Raw genomic sequence first — 15,766 nt, 5'->3', positions numbered from 1 at the left:
GGCCCGCCAGGGTGAGGGCCGATCCGATGCTCGCGGCCCGCTGCTCAGGCACCGGTCAGCGCCAGGTCGGCGCCGGCCCGGAGGCCCGGCCCGCCCACGGTGGTCGGCTCGCGGCCGGGCCCGGCGTGGACGACGCGGGCGCTGGCGAGGTACCGGATGCTGACATTCTCCGCGAAATGCCGCCCGTTGAGCAGCCCGGCCGCGGCGAGCACGGTGCCGACGTCGACGCCCCGGAATCGATGCCCTTCGTGGCCTTCGCGGTAGTGGACCGCGACCTCGCCGCTGAGATGTGCGGCGTAGATCACGCGTACCCCGAGCGCCATCCGCAGCCCGACGAGCTCGTCCCCGGCCCCGCCGGCCGGCAGCTCGAGCGTGCACGACTCGACCGTCTCCGCGCCCCACCCGTGGGCATAGTCGAGCCTGCCCCCGGCCGGGAGTTCGACGGTGTACCGCAGGTGCTCCGCCGGGCTGATCCCGTCGACCGGCGACCACAGGCTGGCCGCGGTGCACGCGAGCTGCGCGGCGCCCGCGCCGCCGAGGCGCACCGAGACCGGCTCGGACCCGACCCCGGTGACGGAGGCGCTGGCGACCCGCAGCGTCGTGGTGACGGGTTCCCACCCGTGCGACCGGTGGAGGAACCCGTCGAGCTGCACGAGCTCGGGCGCCCGCCCGAGACAGGCGGCGACGGCGTCGACGAGCCCCGGCCCGTCGAGCCCGAACGCGTCCCGCTCGGCGGCGCTGACGGGGTGCCGATCGCACCCGGTGGCGTTGACGCTGGACGACCCGTAGCAGGTCCCAGCCACGATGGACAGCGCGACACCCATGGCCAACCCCACCTCCGGGACGCCCCGTAACGTTCCGCAACCAAGCGTCCCACCCGCGTGGCCCGCCGCCGCGGAATTCGGCGAAACCGCACCCCTCCGCCGACCCGCACACCCGCCGAGCCCCGGCCCGCCCATGATCATGGGAAGAGTCTGGCTGTGATAGCGACCAGAAGTTTCCCTTGATCATGGGGAGGCTCGGCCAACCGAGCCGGGCCGGCAGGGACGGGCGGTGACGGGCGAGGCCGGCCGGGTTCGGGGAGCGGCGGTCACCCGCGGTGGGCGCGCGGGTCAAGGGTGGTGGCGGCGCATCGTAGGTGGGCCGGCTTCAGGAACGCCTGGTTGCCGCAGCCGGGAGCCAGGCTCGGGGGCGCGTGGTCGCGGCGGCCCGGGAGCCGAGGTCAGGAGTCCGTGGTCGCGGCAGTCGGGGAGCCGGGGTCAGGGGTGTGGGTTGTAGCGGCCGGGGGCCGGGCTCAGGTGGTTGGTCGCGGCGGCTGGGGAGCCGGGGTTACGGGTGCCGGGTCGTGTCGGCCGGGGAGCCGGGGTCCCGGTGCCGGGCCGGCGCCTCGTCCACGGAGGGCCCGTCGGACGGGGGCTGGTCGGGCGCCGGCTCGGACGGGTCGAGCATGGTGGCCTCGTCGAAGGGGTGCTCGCCGTCCAGGACCGCGTGGGCGCGGCTCCGGTCCAGCTCGCCCGACCAGGCGCCGACCAGCAGCGTGGCCACGGAGTTGCCGGCGAAGTTCGTCAGCGCCCGCGCCTCGGACATGAAGCGGTCGATGCCCACGATCAGGCCCACGCCGTCGGCCAGGGACGGGCGGTGGGCCTGCAGGCCGCCCGCCAGGGTCGCCAGGCCGGCGCCGGCCACGCCCGCGGCGCCCTTCGAGGCCACGATCATGAACAGCAGCAGGGAGACCTGCTGGGAGACCGACAGGGGCTGGTTCAGGGCGTCGGCGATGAAGAGCGACGCCATCGTCAGGTAGATGGCCGTGCCGTCGAGGTTGAAGGAGTACCCGGTCGGGACCGTGATGCCGACCACCGCCTTCGAGACCCCCGCGTGCTCCATCTTCGCGATCAGGCGGGGCAGCGCCGACTCCGACGACGAGGTGGAGAGGATGAGCAGGAACTCGCGCCCGAGGTACCGCAGCAGCTTGAAGATGCTCAGGCCGGTCACGAACCGCAGCAGCAGGCCCAGCACGACCAGGACGAAGATCAGGCAGGTCGCGTAGAAGCCGGCCATGATCTGCGCCAGGCCGGCCAGCGCCTTCCAACCGGTCGCGCCCACGACGGCGGCGATCGCGCCGAACGCGCCCAGCGGCGCGACCCACATGATCATGGCCAGGACGCGGAAGACCAGGCGTTGCAGGAGCTCGACGGCGTGCAGGACGCGGGCGCCGCCCGGCATGCCCTGCAGCGCGAAGCCGACCAGGAGGGCCACCAGCAGGGTCTGCAGGACCGAGCCGCTCGTGACGGACGAGAACAGCGTCGCCGGGATGATGTGCAGCAGGAAGTCCGTGGTGTTCGCCGGCTCGCCGGTGCCCTTGTACTGCGGCACGCCCGCCAGGTCGAGGCCCGCGCCCGGGTGGATCAGGTTGCCGACCACCAGGCCGACGGCCAGGGCGACGGTCGACATGACCAGGAAGTACCCCAGCGCCAGCCCGCCGACCCGGCCCACCCGCGCGACCTGCCGGACCGAGCCGATGCCCAGCACGATCGTGCAGAAGATGATCGGGCTGATCATCATCTTGATGAGGTTGACGAAGCCGTCGCCGATCGGCTTGAGCGCCTTCGCGAACTCGGGCCAGAGCAGCCCGACCGCGACGCCGGCGGCGACGGCGACGATCACCGCGAGGTACAGGTACCGGGTCTTGTCGCGTCCCATGGGCAGGACATTGCCCAGGGAGTGATCTGACTCACTTCCCGTAGGCGGCGGCGGTGATCGTGCGGACGGCCGCCTCGACGACCCCGGCCGCGAACGGCAGGTCGAGGGTGTCGATCGTGTCCGTCGGCCGGTGGTAGTGCGGGTTGCGGAAGTCGGCCGTGTCGGTGACCAGCAGCGAGTGCCGCCGCGACTCCCAGTAGGGCACGTGGTCGCTGCGCATCACCAGGTCGCGGGCGACGACCGGCACGATGAACGGGAACACGGGGATCTCCGCGTGCAGCGCGAAGTTGTGCACGAGGTACATCGAGTCGGGCTCGCCCACGAGGGCGATGAAGTCGCCCTGCGACGGCGGGTCGACCAGCTCGGCCAGCTGCGCCGGGAAGCCCTGGCCGGGAGCCGTGTAGCCGATCATCTCGAACACGATCGACTCGGTGCCGGGGGTGATCCCGCGCACGTGCGCGGAGCTGCCGAGGAAGCCGGTCTCCTCGCCGCCGAACAGGCAGAGCCGGACCGTGCGGGCCGGCAGCTCCAGGCCGCGCAGCAGGCGGGCGGCCTCCAGCACCCCGGCCACGCCGCTCGCGTTGTCGTCGGCGCCGGCCCCGTCGGGCGTGGTGTCCCAGTGGGCGCACAGCTCGATCGCGTCGGGGGAGGCGCCGGGGATCTCGGCCACGAGGTTCACGTCGTACAGCTCGGAGCCGTACCGCTCGACCGTCACCGGCAGTCCCGCGTCACGCAGGGTGTCGCTCATGTACCGCAGGGCAGTGGCCACTCCGGGCAGGTCACCGCAGCGCGGCCCGTGGGCCGTCAGCGCGGTGATGTGGCCGGCGAGCCGGTCGGCGGAGACCACCGGGTCAAGATTCACCGGCCCAGGATATGGAACAGCCCCCGAGGTTCCCACATGCGTGGGTCCGGTAGGACGAACACCGGAACAGCCTCGGGGGCCGGGTAGCCGTCGCGTATTCGCCGGGCCGCCGTCCGGGCGGCCGCACGAAGTGCGAGTCCAGAGGACGGCGGCTAGCGGACAACCACCTCACGAGTCCCATTGCTACACAACTTTGGACCACCTCCTTTCCCGTGTACGCCCAACCTAGCCAGCCTCGACGGCCTGCGGCAACGGTTTTTCGGGTGCAACCGGCAGGCGCCGGATGAGGCGGTGGACGATCAGCAGGGGGATGATCCCGAACACGCCGAACGAGATGTCGATCAGCGTCCACCAGAACGGGATCCCGCGCACCGGCCCGGCGAACAGCGCGAGCGGGACGATGCCGACGCAGGCGATCATGCCGAACTCCACGACCCAGATGTTGCGCACCGGATCGCGCCACACACCCCAGAACGCCACGGCGATGACCAGGTGCGCGAAGGCGAGCCAGTCGGTGCCGTACATGATGAACGGGTACTTGTCGTTGGTCTCCGTGATGCCCTGCTCCACCCGGGCGATCCAGTCGACCAGGGCGGCCGGGGCGGGCGAGCCGTCGAGCAGCGAGTGCAGCCAGCGCACCTCGTGCTCCAGCGGGAACGCGGTCGCGCCGCTGAGCACCAGGCCGACGAGGAACAGGACGAGCCAGACCCGGATCTTGCGCTGCGTGGACATGGCCGGAGCGTAGGCCCCGGGGCGGCCGCGGGGCGGCCCTCGTCACGAGATCTGCACAACAGCGGCGCCGGCTCCCGGGGGGAGGGGAGCCGGCGCCGTACCAGGGGAAGGTCAGTAGCCGCCGTTGCCCGCGTCGGTGGTGACGGTCTGGGCCTTCTTGCCCTCGGGGGTGAAGGCGAACCAGGTGCCGCCGACGCCCTGGCCCTTGGTGTCGCCGGGCTTGGCGTCACCGGCGAAGCGGTACGCGGGCCAGCCGTTGATCGTCAGCTGGAGCGAGCCGTCGGTCCGGGTGATCTTGCCGATCAGCTTCTGGTCGACGCCTTCGATCTTCATGTTCTCGACGTACGGGACGGCCGGCCACTTCTTGAGGCACTCGCCCTCGCAGTTCGACTTCGACGGCTTCGGGGTGTCCTTCTCGAAGCGGTACAGCGTCCACCCCTTCCAGTCCGTCACCACCTTGCCGAGGGTGTCGTTCTGGGCGACCTTGAGGCCCACGACGTTGGTCGCGGGGGCCGAGCTGGCGGCGGCGGGCGCCTCGCTCTGCGCGGCCGCGGCCGGCTGGTCGTTGTTCTGCTTGGTCAGGTCGATGGCGCCGCAGGCGCTGAGCGACAGGGCGGCGGCCGCGGCCACCGCGAGGGTCAGGACGAACTTGCGCATCTCAATCTCTCCTTCGATCGCAGCTTCGTCCTGAGACACGGCCCGCGGAGGAGCCGGGTTCGGTCAACTGACCGACAGCTAGGCTTCGAACCGTGAGTGAACCGATCGACCCGGACGTCCTGGCGTTCGCGCACCGGATGTTCGACCTGGCCCGGGCCGGCGCCACCGAGGAGCTGGCGGCCAGCGTCGACGCCGGGCTGCCGGTGAACCTGACCGACGCCAAGGGTGACTCGCTGCTGATGCTCGCGGCGTACCACGACCACCCCGCCACGGTGGCCGCGCTGCTCGGCCGGGGCGCCGACGCCGACCGGGTCAACGACCGGGGTCAGACCGCGCTGAGCGCGGCCGTGTTCCGCCGGTCGGCCGAGTCGGTCACGGCGCTGCTCGACGCGGGCGCCGACCCGCTCGCGGGCGGCCCGTCGGCGCTCGACACGGCCCGGTTCTTCGACCTGCCCGCGATGCTGGAGCTGCTGGAGCGTGCCCGGTGAGAGACGTGACCATCCGCGGCGACATGATCCGCCTCGGGCAGTTCCTCAAGCTCGCCGACGTGCTGGAGTCGGGCGGGGAGAGCAAGGAGCTCATCCTGGACGGCGAGGTGTCGGTCAACGGTGAGGTCGACACGCGCCGCGGTCGTCAGCTGCACCGCGGCGACGTCGTCGAGGTCCTGGGGCAGACGCTCAGAGTGCGTTAGCGAACTCGACCGAGCGCTGGGAGAAGTGGCCCTGGCCGCCGTCGTGGCCGTCCCACTCGTAGAGCTGCATCTCCTTGCGGCCGGGGATGGCGTTGTACGCCGCGAAGACGGTCGACGGCGGGCAGGTGAGGTCCATGAGCGCCGCCGAGACGAGCGCCGGCGCCGTGATCCGCTTCGCGAAGTGCACGCCGTCGACGTAGTCCACGGTCGCCAGGGCGGCCCCGGCCCGCGCCGGGTTGAGCCGCACGAACCGCGCGAACTCGGCGTAGGGGTCGTTGTCGGTGATGGTGACGGCGCGCCGGATGTCGCACAGGAACGGCACCCCGGAGATCACCCCGCTGACCGCGTCGCCGCAGAGGCCGCCGGCCGCCAGGGCCAGGCCGCCGCCCTGGCTGATCCCGGTGACCAGCACCTTCGATGCGAACGGCAGGGCCAGGGCGGTCTCGACGGCACGGACGGCGTCGGTGACGAGCCGGCGGTAGTAGAACGTGCGCGGGTCGAGCACGCCGCGGGTGAGGAACCCGGGCGCCTGCGGGCCGGAGCCGTCCGGGTCGGGCGTGTCGCCGGCCCGCCAGCGGCCGCCCTGCCCGCGGGTGTCCATGACCAGGCTGGCGTAGCCGGCCGCCGACCACAGCAGGAAGTCGTGGGGGTAGCCGCGGCCGCCGCCGTAGCCGATGAACTCGACCATGACCGGGAGCGGGCCCTCGACGTTGCGCGGCCGGATGAGCCACGCCTTCACCGGCTGCCCGCCGTACCCGCTGAACGTCACGTCGATCGTGTGGAGGGAGCGCAGGCCGGCGTCCACCTCGGTCAGCACCGCCGGCGTGGCGCGGGTGCGCGCCTCGTCCAGCGTCGTCGCCCAGAACTCGTCGAAGTCGGCGGGTTCGTTCGATGCCGAACGATAGGTCCGCAGCCGGTCGAGGGGAAGATCGAAGAGGGCCATGGGGCGACCCTATTACCAGGAAGTTCCCAGCGCGATTACGGGTCCGCCCCAGGTCGGGACGTCATCGTAGTTGTTGTGACCGGCGCCGGAATGCCGGAAGCCTCCCTGGATGGTCCACCGGCGCACGGTCACGCCAAAGCTTCACTCAACACGTTGCCGAGCTGGGGTGGTCAGCGGGGGGCAACGGTAATGCGGTCGAGGTCGGGACACCATCTGCCGGGGGTGTTCCCGGCCTCGATCGTGTTGTTCCGGCCGTTGCCCGGTCGCAGCGTCACCGTCACGGTCGCGACCCGGTCCCAGCCGCCGCTCGGCGCGAACGTGACCAGGTGCCAGTCGCCGTGGCCCGCGCGGACGTAGCAGCGCCGCGAGTCGACGGACAGGTATGCGATCGTCACCGTGACCTCGGCGTCCCGCGCCGCGTCGACACCGGCGAACGACAGCACCCGGCCGTTGCCCACACCGGTGACGGCCCGCCCGCCGGACGCACCCGTGACCTCGCGGACCGTCATGCCGGACCGGCCGTTGCCCGCCGCCTCCGCCTCATAGGAGCGAGATGCGGGAGTCGTACCCGTGGTGCCGGGCGACGCCGACGCGGGCGGCACGGACGGCGCCGCACTCGACGGCGGCGCGCCGGAGCTCACCGGGTCGGACGGGCCGGCGCTCACCACCGGGCTCGCGCCGGCACTGGCCGCCGGGCTCGCCGTGGCGCCGGTGTGCGCCGGGCTCGCCGACCCGGGCATCACGACCGGCGCCGGCAGCCCGTTCAGCGTCGGCACCACCGGCCCCGCCGCGTCGCCCGACGTGAACCGGGTGGTGTCGGGCGCGCCGGTCAGCAGCCCGCGCAGCCCCACGACGACGACCGCGACGACGATGAGCACGACCAGGAACGCGATCCGCGGCTGCCGGTACGCATCGGCCCGGCGCCGCCCGGTGTAGTCGTCCGGGACGTCGAGGCCATCGGTCATGCCGGGCACCGTATCGCTTCTGGATCACCCTGCGCGACGCGAAGCCCGTGTCGATTTTCCGCGGGCGCTACGGCGTCAGGACCACCTTGCCCCGGACCAGGCCGGACTCGATCAGGCGGTGCGCGTCGGCGACCTCGGCGAGCGGCAGTTCGCGGTGCAGGTTGACCCGCAGCCGGCCCTGGTCGGCCAGGTCGGCCAGCCAGCGCAGGTCGCCCGCGTCGGGCCGGGGCGCGAGGAACCGGCCGCCCCGCTCGGCGATCCGCTCGCCGCCGAAGGCGGTGGAGACGGCCCGGGCCGGGTCCTTCACCTCCTCGACCGCGGACTCCGTCGCCGCGCCGCCGCGTAGGTCCAGGGCCACGTCGACCGGCTCGGGCACCTGCTGTACCGGCTCGGCGCCCAGCTCCCGCAGGAACTCGTGGTCGGCCTCGGCGGCGGTGCCCAGCACCCGCTCGGCGCCCAGGGCGCGGGCGATCTGCACCGCGAAGTGCCCGACGCCGCCGGCCGCGTCGTGGACCAGCACCACGTCGCCCTCGCCGGTGCCGGCCGCGCGGAGCGCCTGCAGCGCGGTCAGGCCGGCCAGCGGTATGGCGGCCGCCTCGGCGAAGCTCAGCCCGGCCGGCTTGTGGGCGGCGTCCCGGGCGGCGATCGCGGCTCGCTCGGCGTAGGTGGACCGGGCGCACGCGTAGACCTCGTCGCCCACGACGAACCCGTCCACGTCGGCGCCCGTCGCGACCACCACGCCGGCGACGTCCCAGCCGGGGATGTCGCCGTTGCCGGGGCCGGAGCCGGGCGGGTTGACCCCGGCGGCACGCACCTCCACGAGGATCTGGTCCGGGGCGATCTGCGGGTCGGGGAGGTCGCGGAGGGAGTAGTCGGCGGCGGAGGCGCCGTCGGCGTCACCGGGCTCGGTCACCGTGATGGCCTTCATGCCTCCATGTCTAGCGTCGCGGACACCGGCGTGCAGGCGGTTACGGCCATGCCGATCGAGGTCAGGTGGGTGATCCCGGGAGGGAGGGGGCGAGCGCCCCAGCCCGGGCCGGCCGCCGCGAAGCGGGTGTCCGGGTACGCCGCGGCCGCCGCGAGCAGCGCGTCCACGTCCGCGGTGGCGTCCGTCTGGGCCCAGACGACGGCGGTTCGCGGGGTGCTGCGGCGCACGCCCGCCCGCAGTGCGCGCCACGGCACAGCCGCCCCGAGCTGCACCACGCCGACCCGCCGCTGCGCCAGCGCGGCCGCCAGTGCGTGCAGCGCCAGCGAGTGTGCCTCGCGCGGTGCGCATGCGAGCAGCACGTGGCAGTCGCCGTCGTGCACTTCGGTGGTGCGGTCCAGGCCACGGGTGATGCCCTCGACCATTGCGTGCTCGACGGCGATGTCCAGCGGCTCCAGGCCGTGTGCCACCTGCCGCAGGGCCGGTACGCACACCTCCTCCCACGCGTCGGCGATGCCCCGCTCGGCCATCAGCGCGTGTGCGATGCCGGCGACGGCGGTGGTGTCGAGCGCCCGGGCCGCGTCCAAGAGCCGCTGCATACCCGGTCATTCGTGCGACCGGGCACTCCTGGATGCGGCCTTATGCGCTTTGCCGGCGGACCAGCGTGGTGGGCAGCACCGGCGGCTCGTCCGCCGGCTCGCCGCTCATCAGCGCCAGCAGCTGGCGGGCCGCGGCGGCGCCGATCTCCTCGACCGGCTGCTTGATCGTGGTGAGCGGCGGCTGGGTGAAGGCGGCGAGCGGCAGGTCGTCGAAGCCGACCAGGGCCACGTCCTCCGGCACCCGGCGGCCGGCCTGGCGCAGCGCGTGCAGCGCGCCGACGGCCATGAGGTCGGAGGCGCAGAACACCGCGTCGAGGTTGGGCCGGTGGTCGAGCAGCCGGGTCATGGCGTGGATGCCGGCCGGGCGGGTGAAGTCGCCGTAGGCGATCGGGCCGGGCTCCAGGCCGGCCCGCTCGAGCCCCTCGCGGAAGCCGGCCAGCCGGTCGACGCCGGCCGAGACGTCCGGCGGGCCGGCGATCGTGACGATCCGGCGGCGGCCGGTGCGCGCCAGGTGCTCGACGGCCTGGCGGGCGCCGCCCCGGTTGTCGGCGTCGACGTAGGCGAGGGCGCTGGTCTGCAGCGGCCGGCCGATCAGGGTCACCGGCACGCCGAGGGCGGGGAGCGTGACGACGAGCGGGTGGCTGCTGCGGCAGTAGATCAGCAGCACGCCGTCGATGTGGCCGCTGCTGAGGTACCGCTGCAGTGACGCCGGTCGTTCTCCGGCGGCGAGCAGCATGGGCATGTCCCGCTCGGCGAAGGCGGCACTGGCGCCCGCGAGCACACGGGAGTAAAACGGATCGGCGAAGAGTCGTGCGTTGGGCTCGCACACGACGGCGGCGACCGAGCGGGGGCGGCGGTCGACGGCGCGGGCGGCGCGCTGGCGCACGTAGCCGAGCCGGTCCACAGCGTCGCGGACCTGCTGGCGGGCGGTCGGCGAGACGCGGGCGGAGCCGTTGAGCACGCGGGAAGCGGTGGCGGAAGAAACACCGGCGAGGGCGGCGACGTGGGCGAGCGTGGGGTGTTCGGCGGGCTCAGGCAGTACCTCTGGAGCGGCGGTAATCGACATCGCGACCTCCTCAGATAGCAAGTCGTCGATTTTGGGAGCGCTTCCACAGGCAGCGTCATACACCGTTTCCGCGCTGTCAACACGAGATTGCCGAGAGGTTTCACCACCGGGGTTCCGACTGTAAATTTCAGGGCCGCCGATGCCCGGCGCTTCGGACCCGGGCGCCGCAGCCACTGGTGTGACCAGCGTGGATCTCCTAGCCTGCTCGCATGCGTGACTGGATTTCCGTCATCGTCGCGGTGCTCGGCGTACTCCTCGTGCTGGCCGGCTCCGCCCTCATCGTGATGCGCGCACTGGCGGTCGAGCGTCCGGCCCCGGCCGTGCCTCCGGCCGACGAGTCCCCCACGGCCGATGTGCAGGTCGTGGCCCCCACCCCCGCACCCGTCCGCGCCCGGCTGGTGGACGCGGTCAAGAACCCCTCACCGGCCGACCGGCTGATCTTCTGGGGCATCATTCTGTTGGTGCTGGCGGCGATCGCAGCCGGTGCGATCTCGTTCAGCCTCGGCGCGTCCGGCGGTGCGCCCACCGTGCCGTAGTGCGTCCCGGCGGGTGGCGCCCGAGATCGTCCGCCCCCAGCGAATTCGCCCAGACAGGGGAGACTATTCTGCCTCCGGGGTGGCGTGTTGATCGCGCGGCGCCTCACGGAGCTGGCTCGCCAGCGGGTTCAACAGCCTCAGGAGGCCTTTCGTGACCACCGTTGCGCCAAAGCCGATCGTCACCAGGCCTTGGCCGGTGCACCAGCCGGTCAAGGGCTCGGCGTTCGCTCGGCTGTTGCGGACCACGGACGCCAAGCAGATCGGCTTGATGTACCTGATCACGTCGTTCGTGTTCTTCATGATCGGCGGCTTCATGGCGCTGCTCATGCGCGCCGAGCTGGCCCGGCCGGGTCTGCAGTTCCTGTCGCCGGAGCAGTACAACCAGCTGTTCACCATGCACGGCACGATCATGCTGCTGTTCTTCGCGACGCCGATCGTCTTCGCGTTCGCGAACTACATCACGCCGCTGCAGATCGGCGCGCCCGACGTCTCGTTCCCCCGGCTGAACTCGTTCGCCTACTGGCTCTACGCGTTCGGTGGCTCGATCACCCTGGTCGGGTTCATCACGCCGGGCGGCGCCGCGGACTTCGGCTGGTTCGCCTACGCGCCGCTGAACAGCATCATCAACTCGCCCGGCGTGGGCGCCGACCTGTGGATCGTCGGCCTGGTCCTCTCCGGCCTGGGCACCATCCTCGGCGCCGTCAACATGATCACCACGATCCTGACCCTGCGCGCACCCGGCATGACCATGTTCCGGATGCCGATGTTCACCTGGAACATCCTGGTCACGAGCGTCCTGGTGATCATGGTCTTCCCGATCCTGGCCGCCGCCCTGCTGGCGCTGGAGGCCGACCGCCGGCTGGGTGCCCACGTCTACGACGCCGGCACCGGCGGCGCGATGCTCTGGCAGCACCTGTTCTGGTTCTTCGGCCACCCCGAGGTGTACATCGTGGCGCTGCCGTTCTTCGGCATCATCACGGAGGTCATCCCGGTCTTCAGCCGCAAGCCGGTCTTCGGCTACAAGGGCCTCGTCGGCGCCACGATCGCGATCGGCGCCCTGTCGATGAGCGTGTGGGCCCACCACATGTTCGCGACCGGCCAGGTCCTCATGCCGTTCTTCTCCTTCCTGAGCTTCGTCATCGCCGTGCCGACCGGCATGAAGTTCTTCAACTGGATCGGCACGATGTGGCGCGGCCAGATCACCTTCGAGACACCGATGCTCTTCGCGATCGGCTTCCTGGTGACCTTCCTCTTCGGCGGCCTTTCGGGCGTGCTGCTGGCCAGCCCGCCGATCGACTTCCACGTCTCGGACACGTACTTCGTGGTGGCCCACTTCCACTACGTGCTCTTCGGCACCATCGTGTTCGCGGTGTACGCCGGCATCTACTTCTGGTTCCCGAAGATGACCGGCCGGATGCTCGACGACCGCCTGGGCAAGGTCCACTTCTGGCTCACCACGATCGGCTTCCACACCACGTTCCTGGTGCAGCACTGGCTGGGCACGCAGGGCATGCCCCGCCGGTACGCCGACTACCTGGCGTCCGACGGCTTCACCACGCTGAACACGATCTCCACGATCGGCTCGTTCATCACCGGCCTGTCGACCCTGCCGTTCATCTGGAACGTGTGGAAGTCGTACAAGACCGGCCGCGTCGTCGAGGTCAACGACCCGTGGGGCCACGGCATGTCGCTGGAGTGGGCCACGAGCTGCCCGCCCCCGCTGCGCAACTTCGACAGCATGCCGCGCATCCGCTCCGAGCGCCCGGCGTTCGACGCCCGCTACCCGGCACACGCACCCGGCCACTCCCTGGAGGCCCCACCGCCCGGCGGCGCCCGCCCGCTGAGCCACGAGGCCGACGGCGGCGCCACGTACGAGGAACAGCACTAGGGTTTTCCGCTCAACCGCCCCCGGCGCCGCAAGGGCCCGGGGGCGGTTCGCGTCTGAGCCGCCGCAAGGGCTCGGGGGCGGTCCGCGTCTGCGCCGCCGCGAAGGCCGGGGGCGGTCCGCGTCTGCGCCGCCGGGGGCGGCCGTCTCCGCTACAGCAGACCGCGCTCCGGCCGCCCGGGGTCGCCGACGCGGGCCCCGAGCTGCCCTTGCCTGGGGCCGGCGATTCCGCAGGCCCCGAGCTGGCCGTGCCTCGGGCCGGTAGCTCCGTCGGCCCGCCTGCGCCGCGCATTCCCCTTCGGTCCACTACTTCCGCGCGTGCCACCGTTCGGCCCGGCAGAAGCTTTGTTTCACGCGTGTTACGTGCCGAGGGTCTCCTGGGGCACCTGGATAGCGTTTGATCCTGTTGGTGGCTCTCCTGAGCCCCCTCTCGGGGCGCCCCGAGCCCTCGGACCCCGCCGGAGCCTGCGTGCGAGGTGCAGCCGTTCCGTCGGACCGGCCGGCACGCGAAGGCCGGGCGAATTGTCCCGTTCATCCCGGAAGCCGCGACCCGTCTGCCCCTCGTGGGTGGCGTGGTCCATGATCGAGGGAAACTTCTGGTTGCTATGACAGCCAGATGCTTCCCTTGATCATGGGAGCCCCGCGATGCACGGGAAGTGCGCAGACCCGGGGGTTCACTCGCCCGGGGTCACGGACGTGGCCGGCCCCGAGCGAGTCGACAGCAGATGTCGGGCCGGATCAGGCCGGCGTGGTTACTCCGCGCTCACGCGGCTGGGGGAGCCGGCCGGAGACGGTGCCGGGCGGAATCGGCACGTCCAGGATGTCGCTCACACCCACGACAGCGAACAGCCGCGCGATGAACGGGTTCGGGCGGCGGATGTCGAGCTTTACGCCCATGCTGTGGCAGATGCGCTTGGCAACGACCAGGGTGCCGATGCCGGTGGAGTCGAGGAACGTGACCCCCGCAAGGTCGATGACCAGGAGGTCGATGCTTCCGTCGAGCACTGAGCTCACTGCTGTGCGGAGCTCTTGAGCGGTCTCATAGTCGATTTCGCCGCTCAGTGTCAGCACTGCCTCGCGCTGATCCGAAGGGCGAGTCTCGATCGACAACTTCACGTGACCCTCCTGGTGCTGAGCCGTCCACCATGGACGACCCTTCGAGGTCCCGCAAGCGTAGCGAAGTCTTGCCATTTTCGCCACGCTCCGTGTAGGTGCTCCTTACGGTATGACGTGAGAAGTCCTCACATCGGACAGCAGAACCAGCCTGCCCGCATGACGGTACACGTCGCTTGTTACACGGCAAGTCCGTCCACGTGCCATCCGCCGGTTGGTCAACTCCCCGCCACGATCGGTTCACCCACCAGGTTCACCCCGGCCTCCCGCAGGGTGACCAGGGCCTTCTCGGTCGTGGCCGGCGCGACGCCCGCGGTCAGGTCGAGCAACACGGTTGTAACGAACCCCTCACGTACCGCATCCAAGGCGGTCGCCCGCACGCAGTGGTCCGTCGCGATGCCGACCACGTCGACCGACGTCACGTTGCGTGCGCGCAGCCAGTCGGCGAGGCCGACGCCGTCCGAGGCGCCCTCGAAGCCGGAGTAGGCCGCCGCGAACGCGCCCTTCTCAAAGACCGCCTCGACCCGGGACGTGTCCAGGGAGGGGTGGAACTCGATGCCGCCCGTGCCGACCACGCAGTGGGACGGCCAGGTGTCGACGTAGTCGGGCGACGCGGCGAAGTGGGCGCCCGGGTCGACGTGGTGGTCCTGGGTGGCGACGACGTGGTCCCACGGGCCGCCCGCGATGGCGGCCGAGATCGACGCGGCCACCGCCGCGCCGCCGGCGACGGGCAGCGAGCCGCCCTCGCAGAAGTCGTTCTGCACGTCGACGACGATCAACGCACGGGTCATGCGGAGCCTCCGAGCATGGTGACGGGGACGGCGGGGTCGCCGGCGGAGAGCTTCAGGCCCTCCCACGGGATCGAGATCAGGCACTGGCGCAGGTGCTCGCGCGAGGCCGGCAGCTCCGGGAGGTCGTCGACCGCGGCGCCGGCGCGGATGAACGGGCGCTGCAGCAGGCGGTCGTGCGGCTGCGCCGGCGGCGAGCCCAGCGAGACGACGATCTCCTCGGTGGCGGTGCCGGTCGGCTTGTGCCGCCGGACGGCGGTCTTGCGGCCGCCGACCGTGCCCTTGTTCTCCGAGCGCTTCACGACGGGGCGGCCGTCGACCTCGACCAGCTTGTACACCAGGCCGGCAGTCGGCGCGCCCGAGCCGATGACGACCGCGGTGCCGGCGCCGTAGGCGTCGACGGGCTCGGCGGCCAGGGCGGCGATCGCGTACTCGTCCAGGTCGCCGGACACGACGATCTGCGTGTCGGTCGCGCCGAGGGAGTCGAGCAGCGCCCGCGACTCCGAGGCCAGCACCGACAGGTCGCCCGAGTCGATGCGCACCGCGCGCAGGTCGGGGCCGGCGACGGCGATCGCGTTGCGGATGCCCTGCGCGATGTCGTAGGTGTCGACGAGCAGCGTGGTCTGCTTGCCCAGGGTCGCCACCTGCGAGCCGAACGCGGCCTGCTCCGAGTCGTGCAGCAGGGTGAACGCGTGCGCGGCGGTGCCGGTGGTCGGGATGCCGTAGCGGCGGCCCGCCTCCAGGTTGGAGGTGAACGCGAAGCCGGCCAGGTAGGCGGCCCGGGCGGCGGCCACCGCGGCCTCCTCGTGGGTGCGGCGCGAGCCCATCTCGATGACGGCGCGCCCGCGGGCCGCGGTCACCATGCGGGCGGCGGCGGCCGCGATCGCGCTGTCGTGGTTGAGCACCGACAGCACCAGCGTCTCCAGGACCACGCACTCGGCGAACGTGCCGCTGACGGTCAGGATCGGCGAGCCGGGGAAGAACAATTCGCCCTCGGCGTAGCCGTCGACGTCGCCGGAGAAGCGGTACGCCGCCAGCCACTCCGCGGTGGCGTCGTCGACGATCCGCCGCTCCCGCAGGAACGCGACGTCCTCCGGCGTGAACCGGAAGTCGGCGATGAGCGACAGCAGCCGGCCGGTGCCGGCGACCACGCCGTAGCGGCGCCCGGTCGGCAGGCGGCGGGCGAACACCTCGAACACGCAGCGGCGGTCCGCGGTGCCGTCGCGCAGGGCCGCCGACAGCATCGTCAGCTCGTAGTGGTCGGTCAGCAGCGAGCTTGTCACGGACCAACCCTATGCGACGGC

The 15,766-nt window shown here is 72.0% G+C and carries 17 protein-coding genes; 4 read left to right on the top strand and 13 right to left on the bottom strand.

Going from position 1 to position 15,766, the window contains the following annotated elements; translation table 11 throughout:
- Positions 1-44: 44 nt before the first annotated feature.
- From ABZS66_RS27575 to ABZS66_RS27555, 5 genes are all read right to left on the bottom strand, one after another.
- A complete protein-coding gene (locus tag ABZS66_RS27575) occupies positions 45-824 on the bottom strand; it encodes a hypothetical protein (protein WP_354762488.1) in 780 nt (259 codons plus the stop codon).
- A 505-nt stretch (positions 825-1,329) separates the two neighbouring features.
- A complete protein-coding gene (locus ABZS66_RS27570) occupies positions 1,330-2,700 on the bottom strand; it encodes a cation:dicarboxylase symporter family transporter (protein WP_354762486.1) in 1,371 nt (456 codons plus the stop codon).
- A 31-nt stretch (positions 2,701-2,731) separates the two neighbouring features.
- Positions 2,732-3,562 (bottom strand): M20/M25/M40 family metallo-hydrolase, encoded by an 831-nt coding sequence (locus ABZS66_RS27565; RefSeq protein ID WP_354762484.1) that lies wholly within the window; start codon positions 3,560-3,562, stop codon positions 2,732-2,734.
- A gap of 225 nt (positions 3,563-3,787) precedes the next feature.
- Positions 3,788-4,294: a hypothetical protein gene (locus ABZS66_RS27560; RefSeq protein WP_354762482.1), complete on the bottom strand. Its 507-nt coding sequence runs from the start codon at positions 4,292-4,294 to the stop codon at positions 3,788-3,790.
- Between the two features lie 111 nt (positions 4,295-4,405).
- Positions 4,406-4,951 (bottom strand): hypothetical protein, encoded by a 546-nt coding sequence (locus ABZS66_RS27555; protein WP_354762480.1) that lies wholly within the window; start codon positions 4,949-4,951, stop codon positions 4,406-4,408.
- A 92-nt stretch (positions 4,952-5,043) separates the two neighbouring features.
- Between ABZS66_RS27555 and ABZS66_RS27550 the strand changes: the two genes are divergently transcribed.
- Both ABZS66_RS27550 and ABZS66_RS27545 read left to right on the top strand, forming a co-directional pair.
- The gene (locus ABZS66_RS27550) at positions 5,044-5,439 is read left to right on the top strand and encodes an ankyrin repeat domain-containing protein (RefSeq protein WP_354762478.1); all 396 of its coding nucleotides are present in this window, start codon (positions 5,044-5,046) and stop codon (positions 5,437-5,439) included.
- A complete protein-coding gene (locus ABZS66_RS27545) occupies positions 5,436-5,642 on the top strand; it encodes an RNA-binding S4 domain-containing protein (protein WP_354762476.1) in 207 nt (68 codons plus the stop codon). The genes ABZS66_RS27550 and ABZS66_RS27545 overlap by 4 nt, the downstream gene beginning before the upstream one ends.
- Here the strand turns inward: ABZS66_RS27545 and ABZS66_RS27540 are convergent.
- The 5 genes from ABZS66_RS27540 to ABZS66_RS27520 form a co-directional block, all read right to left on the bottom strand.
- Positions 5,629-6,585, bottom strand: coding sequence for an acetylxylan esterase (locus tag ABZS66_RS27540; RefSeq protein WP_354762474.1), 957 nt, complete (start codon positions 6,583-6,585; stop codon positions 5,629-5,631). The two genes, ABZS66_RS27545 and ABZS66_RS27540, sit on opposite strands and share 14 nt — an antisense overlap.
- A gap of 170 nt (positions 6,586-6,755) precedes the next feature.
- Positions 6,756-7,550, bottom strand: coding sequence for a hypothetical protein (locus ABZS66_RS27535; protein ID WP_354762472.1), 795 nt, complete (start codon positions 7,548-7,550; stop codon positions 6,756-6,758).
- Positions 7,551-7,617: 67 nt separating this feature from the next.
- Entirely contained in the window at positions 7,618-8,478 is an 861-nt protein-coding gene (locus ABZS66_RS27530) for an NADP-dependent oxidoreductase (protein ID WP_354762470.1), read from the bottom strand.
- Positions 8,475-9,074 carry a transcriptional regulator gene (locus ABZS66_RS27525; RefSeq protein WP_354762468.1) on the bottom strand — a complete coding sequence of 200 codons (600 nt, stop codon included), beginning with the start codon at positions 9,072-9,074 and terminating at the stop codon, positions 8,475-8,477. Before ABZS66_RS27525 ends, ABZS66_RS27530 begins: the two co-directional genes overlap by 4 nt.
- 40 nt (positions 9,075-9,114) lie before the next feature.
- The gene (locus ABZS66_RS27520) at positions 9,115-10,140 is read right to left on the bottom strand and encodes a LacI family DNA-binding transcriptional regulator (protein WP_354762466.1); all 1,026 of its coding nucleotides are present in this window, start codon (positions 10,138-10,140) and stop codon (positions 9,115-9,117) included.
- Between the two features lie 209 nt (positions 10,141-10,349).
- On the opposite strand from ABZS66_RS27520, the gene ABZS66_RS27515 reads away from it, so the two are divergent.
- Positions 10,350-10,676 (top strand): hypothetical protein, encoded by a 327-nt coding sequence (locus tag ABZS66_RS27515; RefSeq protein ID WP_354762464.1) that lies wholly within the window; start codon positions 10,350-10,352, stop codon positions 10,674-10,676.
- A 151-nt stretch (positions 10,677-10,827) separates the two neighbouring features.
- The gene (gene ctaD / locus ABZS66_RS27510; protein WP_354762462.1) at positions 10,828-12,564 is read left to right on the top strand and encodes a cytochrome c oxidase subunit I; all 1,737 of its coding nucleotides are present in this window, start codon (positions 10,828-10,830) and stop codon (positions 12,562-12,564) included.
- 735 nt (positions 12,565-13,299) lie between these two features.
- Here the strand turns inward: ctaD and ABZS66_RS27505 are convergent.
- The 3 genes from ABZS66_RS27505 to ABZS66_RS27495 all read right to left on the bottom strand — a co-directional run bounded on the left by ABZS66_RS27505 (position 13,300) and on the right by ABZS66_RS27495 (position 15,745).
- The gene (locus ABZS66_RS27505; RefSeq protein ID WP_354762460.1) at positions 13,300-13,677 is read right to left on the bottom strand and encodes an STAS domain-containing protein; all 378 of its coding nucleotides are present in this window, start codon (positions 13,675-13,677) and stop codon (positions 13,300-13,302) included.
- 215 nt (positions 13,678-13,892) lie between these two features.
- Positions 13,893-14,465 carry an isochorismatase family protein gene (locus ABZS66_RS27500; RefSeq protein ID WP_354762458.1) on the bottom strand — a complete coding sequence of 191 codons (573 nt, stop codon included), beginning with the start codon at positions 14,463-14,465 and terminating at the stop codon, positions 13,893-13,895.
- Positions 14,462-15,745, bottom strand: a complete 1,284-nt coding sequence (locus ABZS66_RS27495; RefSeq protein ID WP_354762456.1) for a nicotinate phosphoribosyltransferase — start codon at positions 15,743-15,745, stop codon at positions 14,462-14,464. The genes ABZS66_RS27500 and ABZS66_RS27495 overlap by 4 nt, the downstream gene beginning before the upstream one ends.
- Positions 15,746-15,766 lie beyond the last annotated feature (21 nt).

The sequence above is a fragment of the Dactylosporangium sp. NPDC005572 genome (assembly GCF_040605515.1).
Classification (GTDB): domain Bacteria; phylum Actinomycetota; class Actinomycetes; order Mycobacteriales; family Micromonosporaceae; genus Dactylosporangium.
Note: the sequence above shows the minus strand (reverse complement) of the source record. Positions and strands in the feature narration are given on the sequence as shown.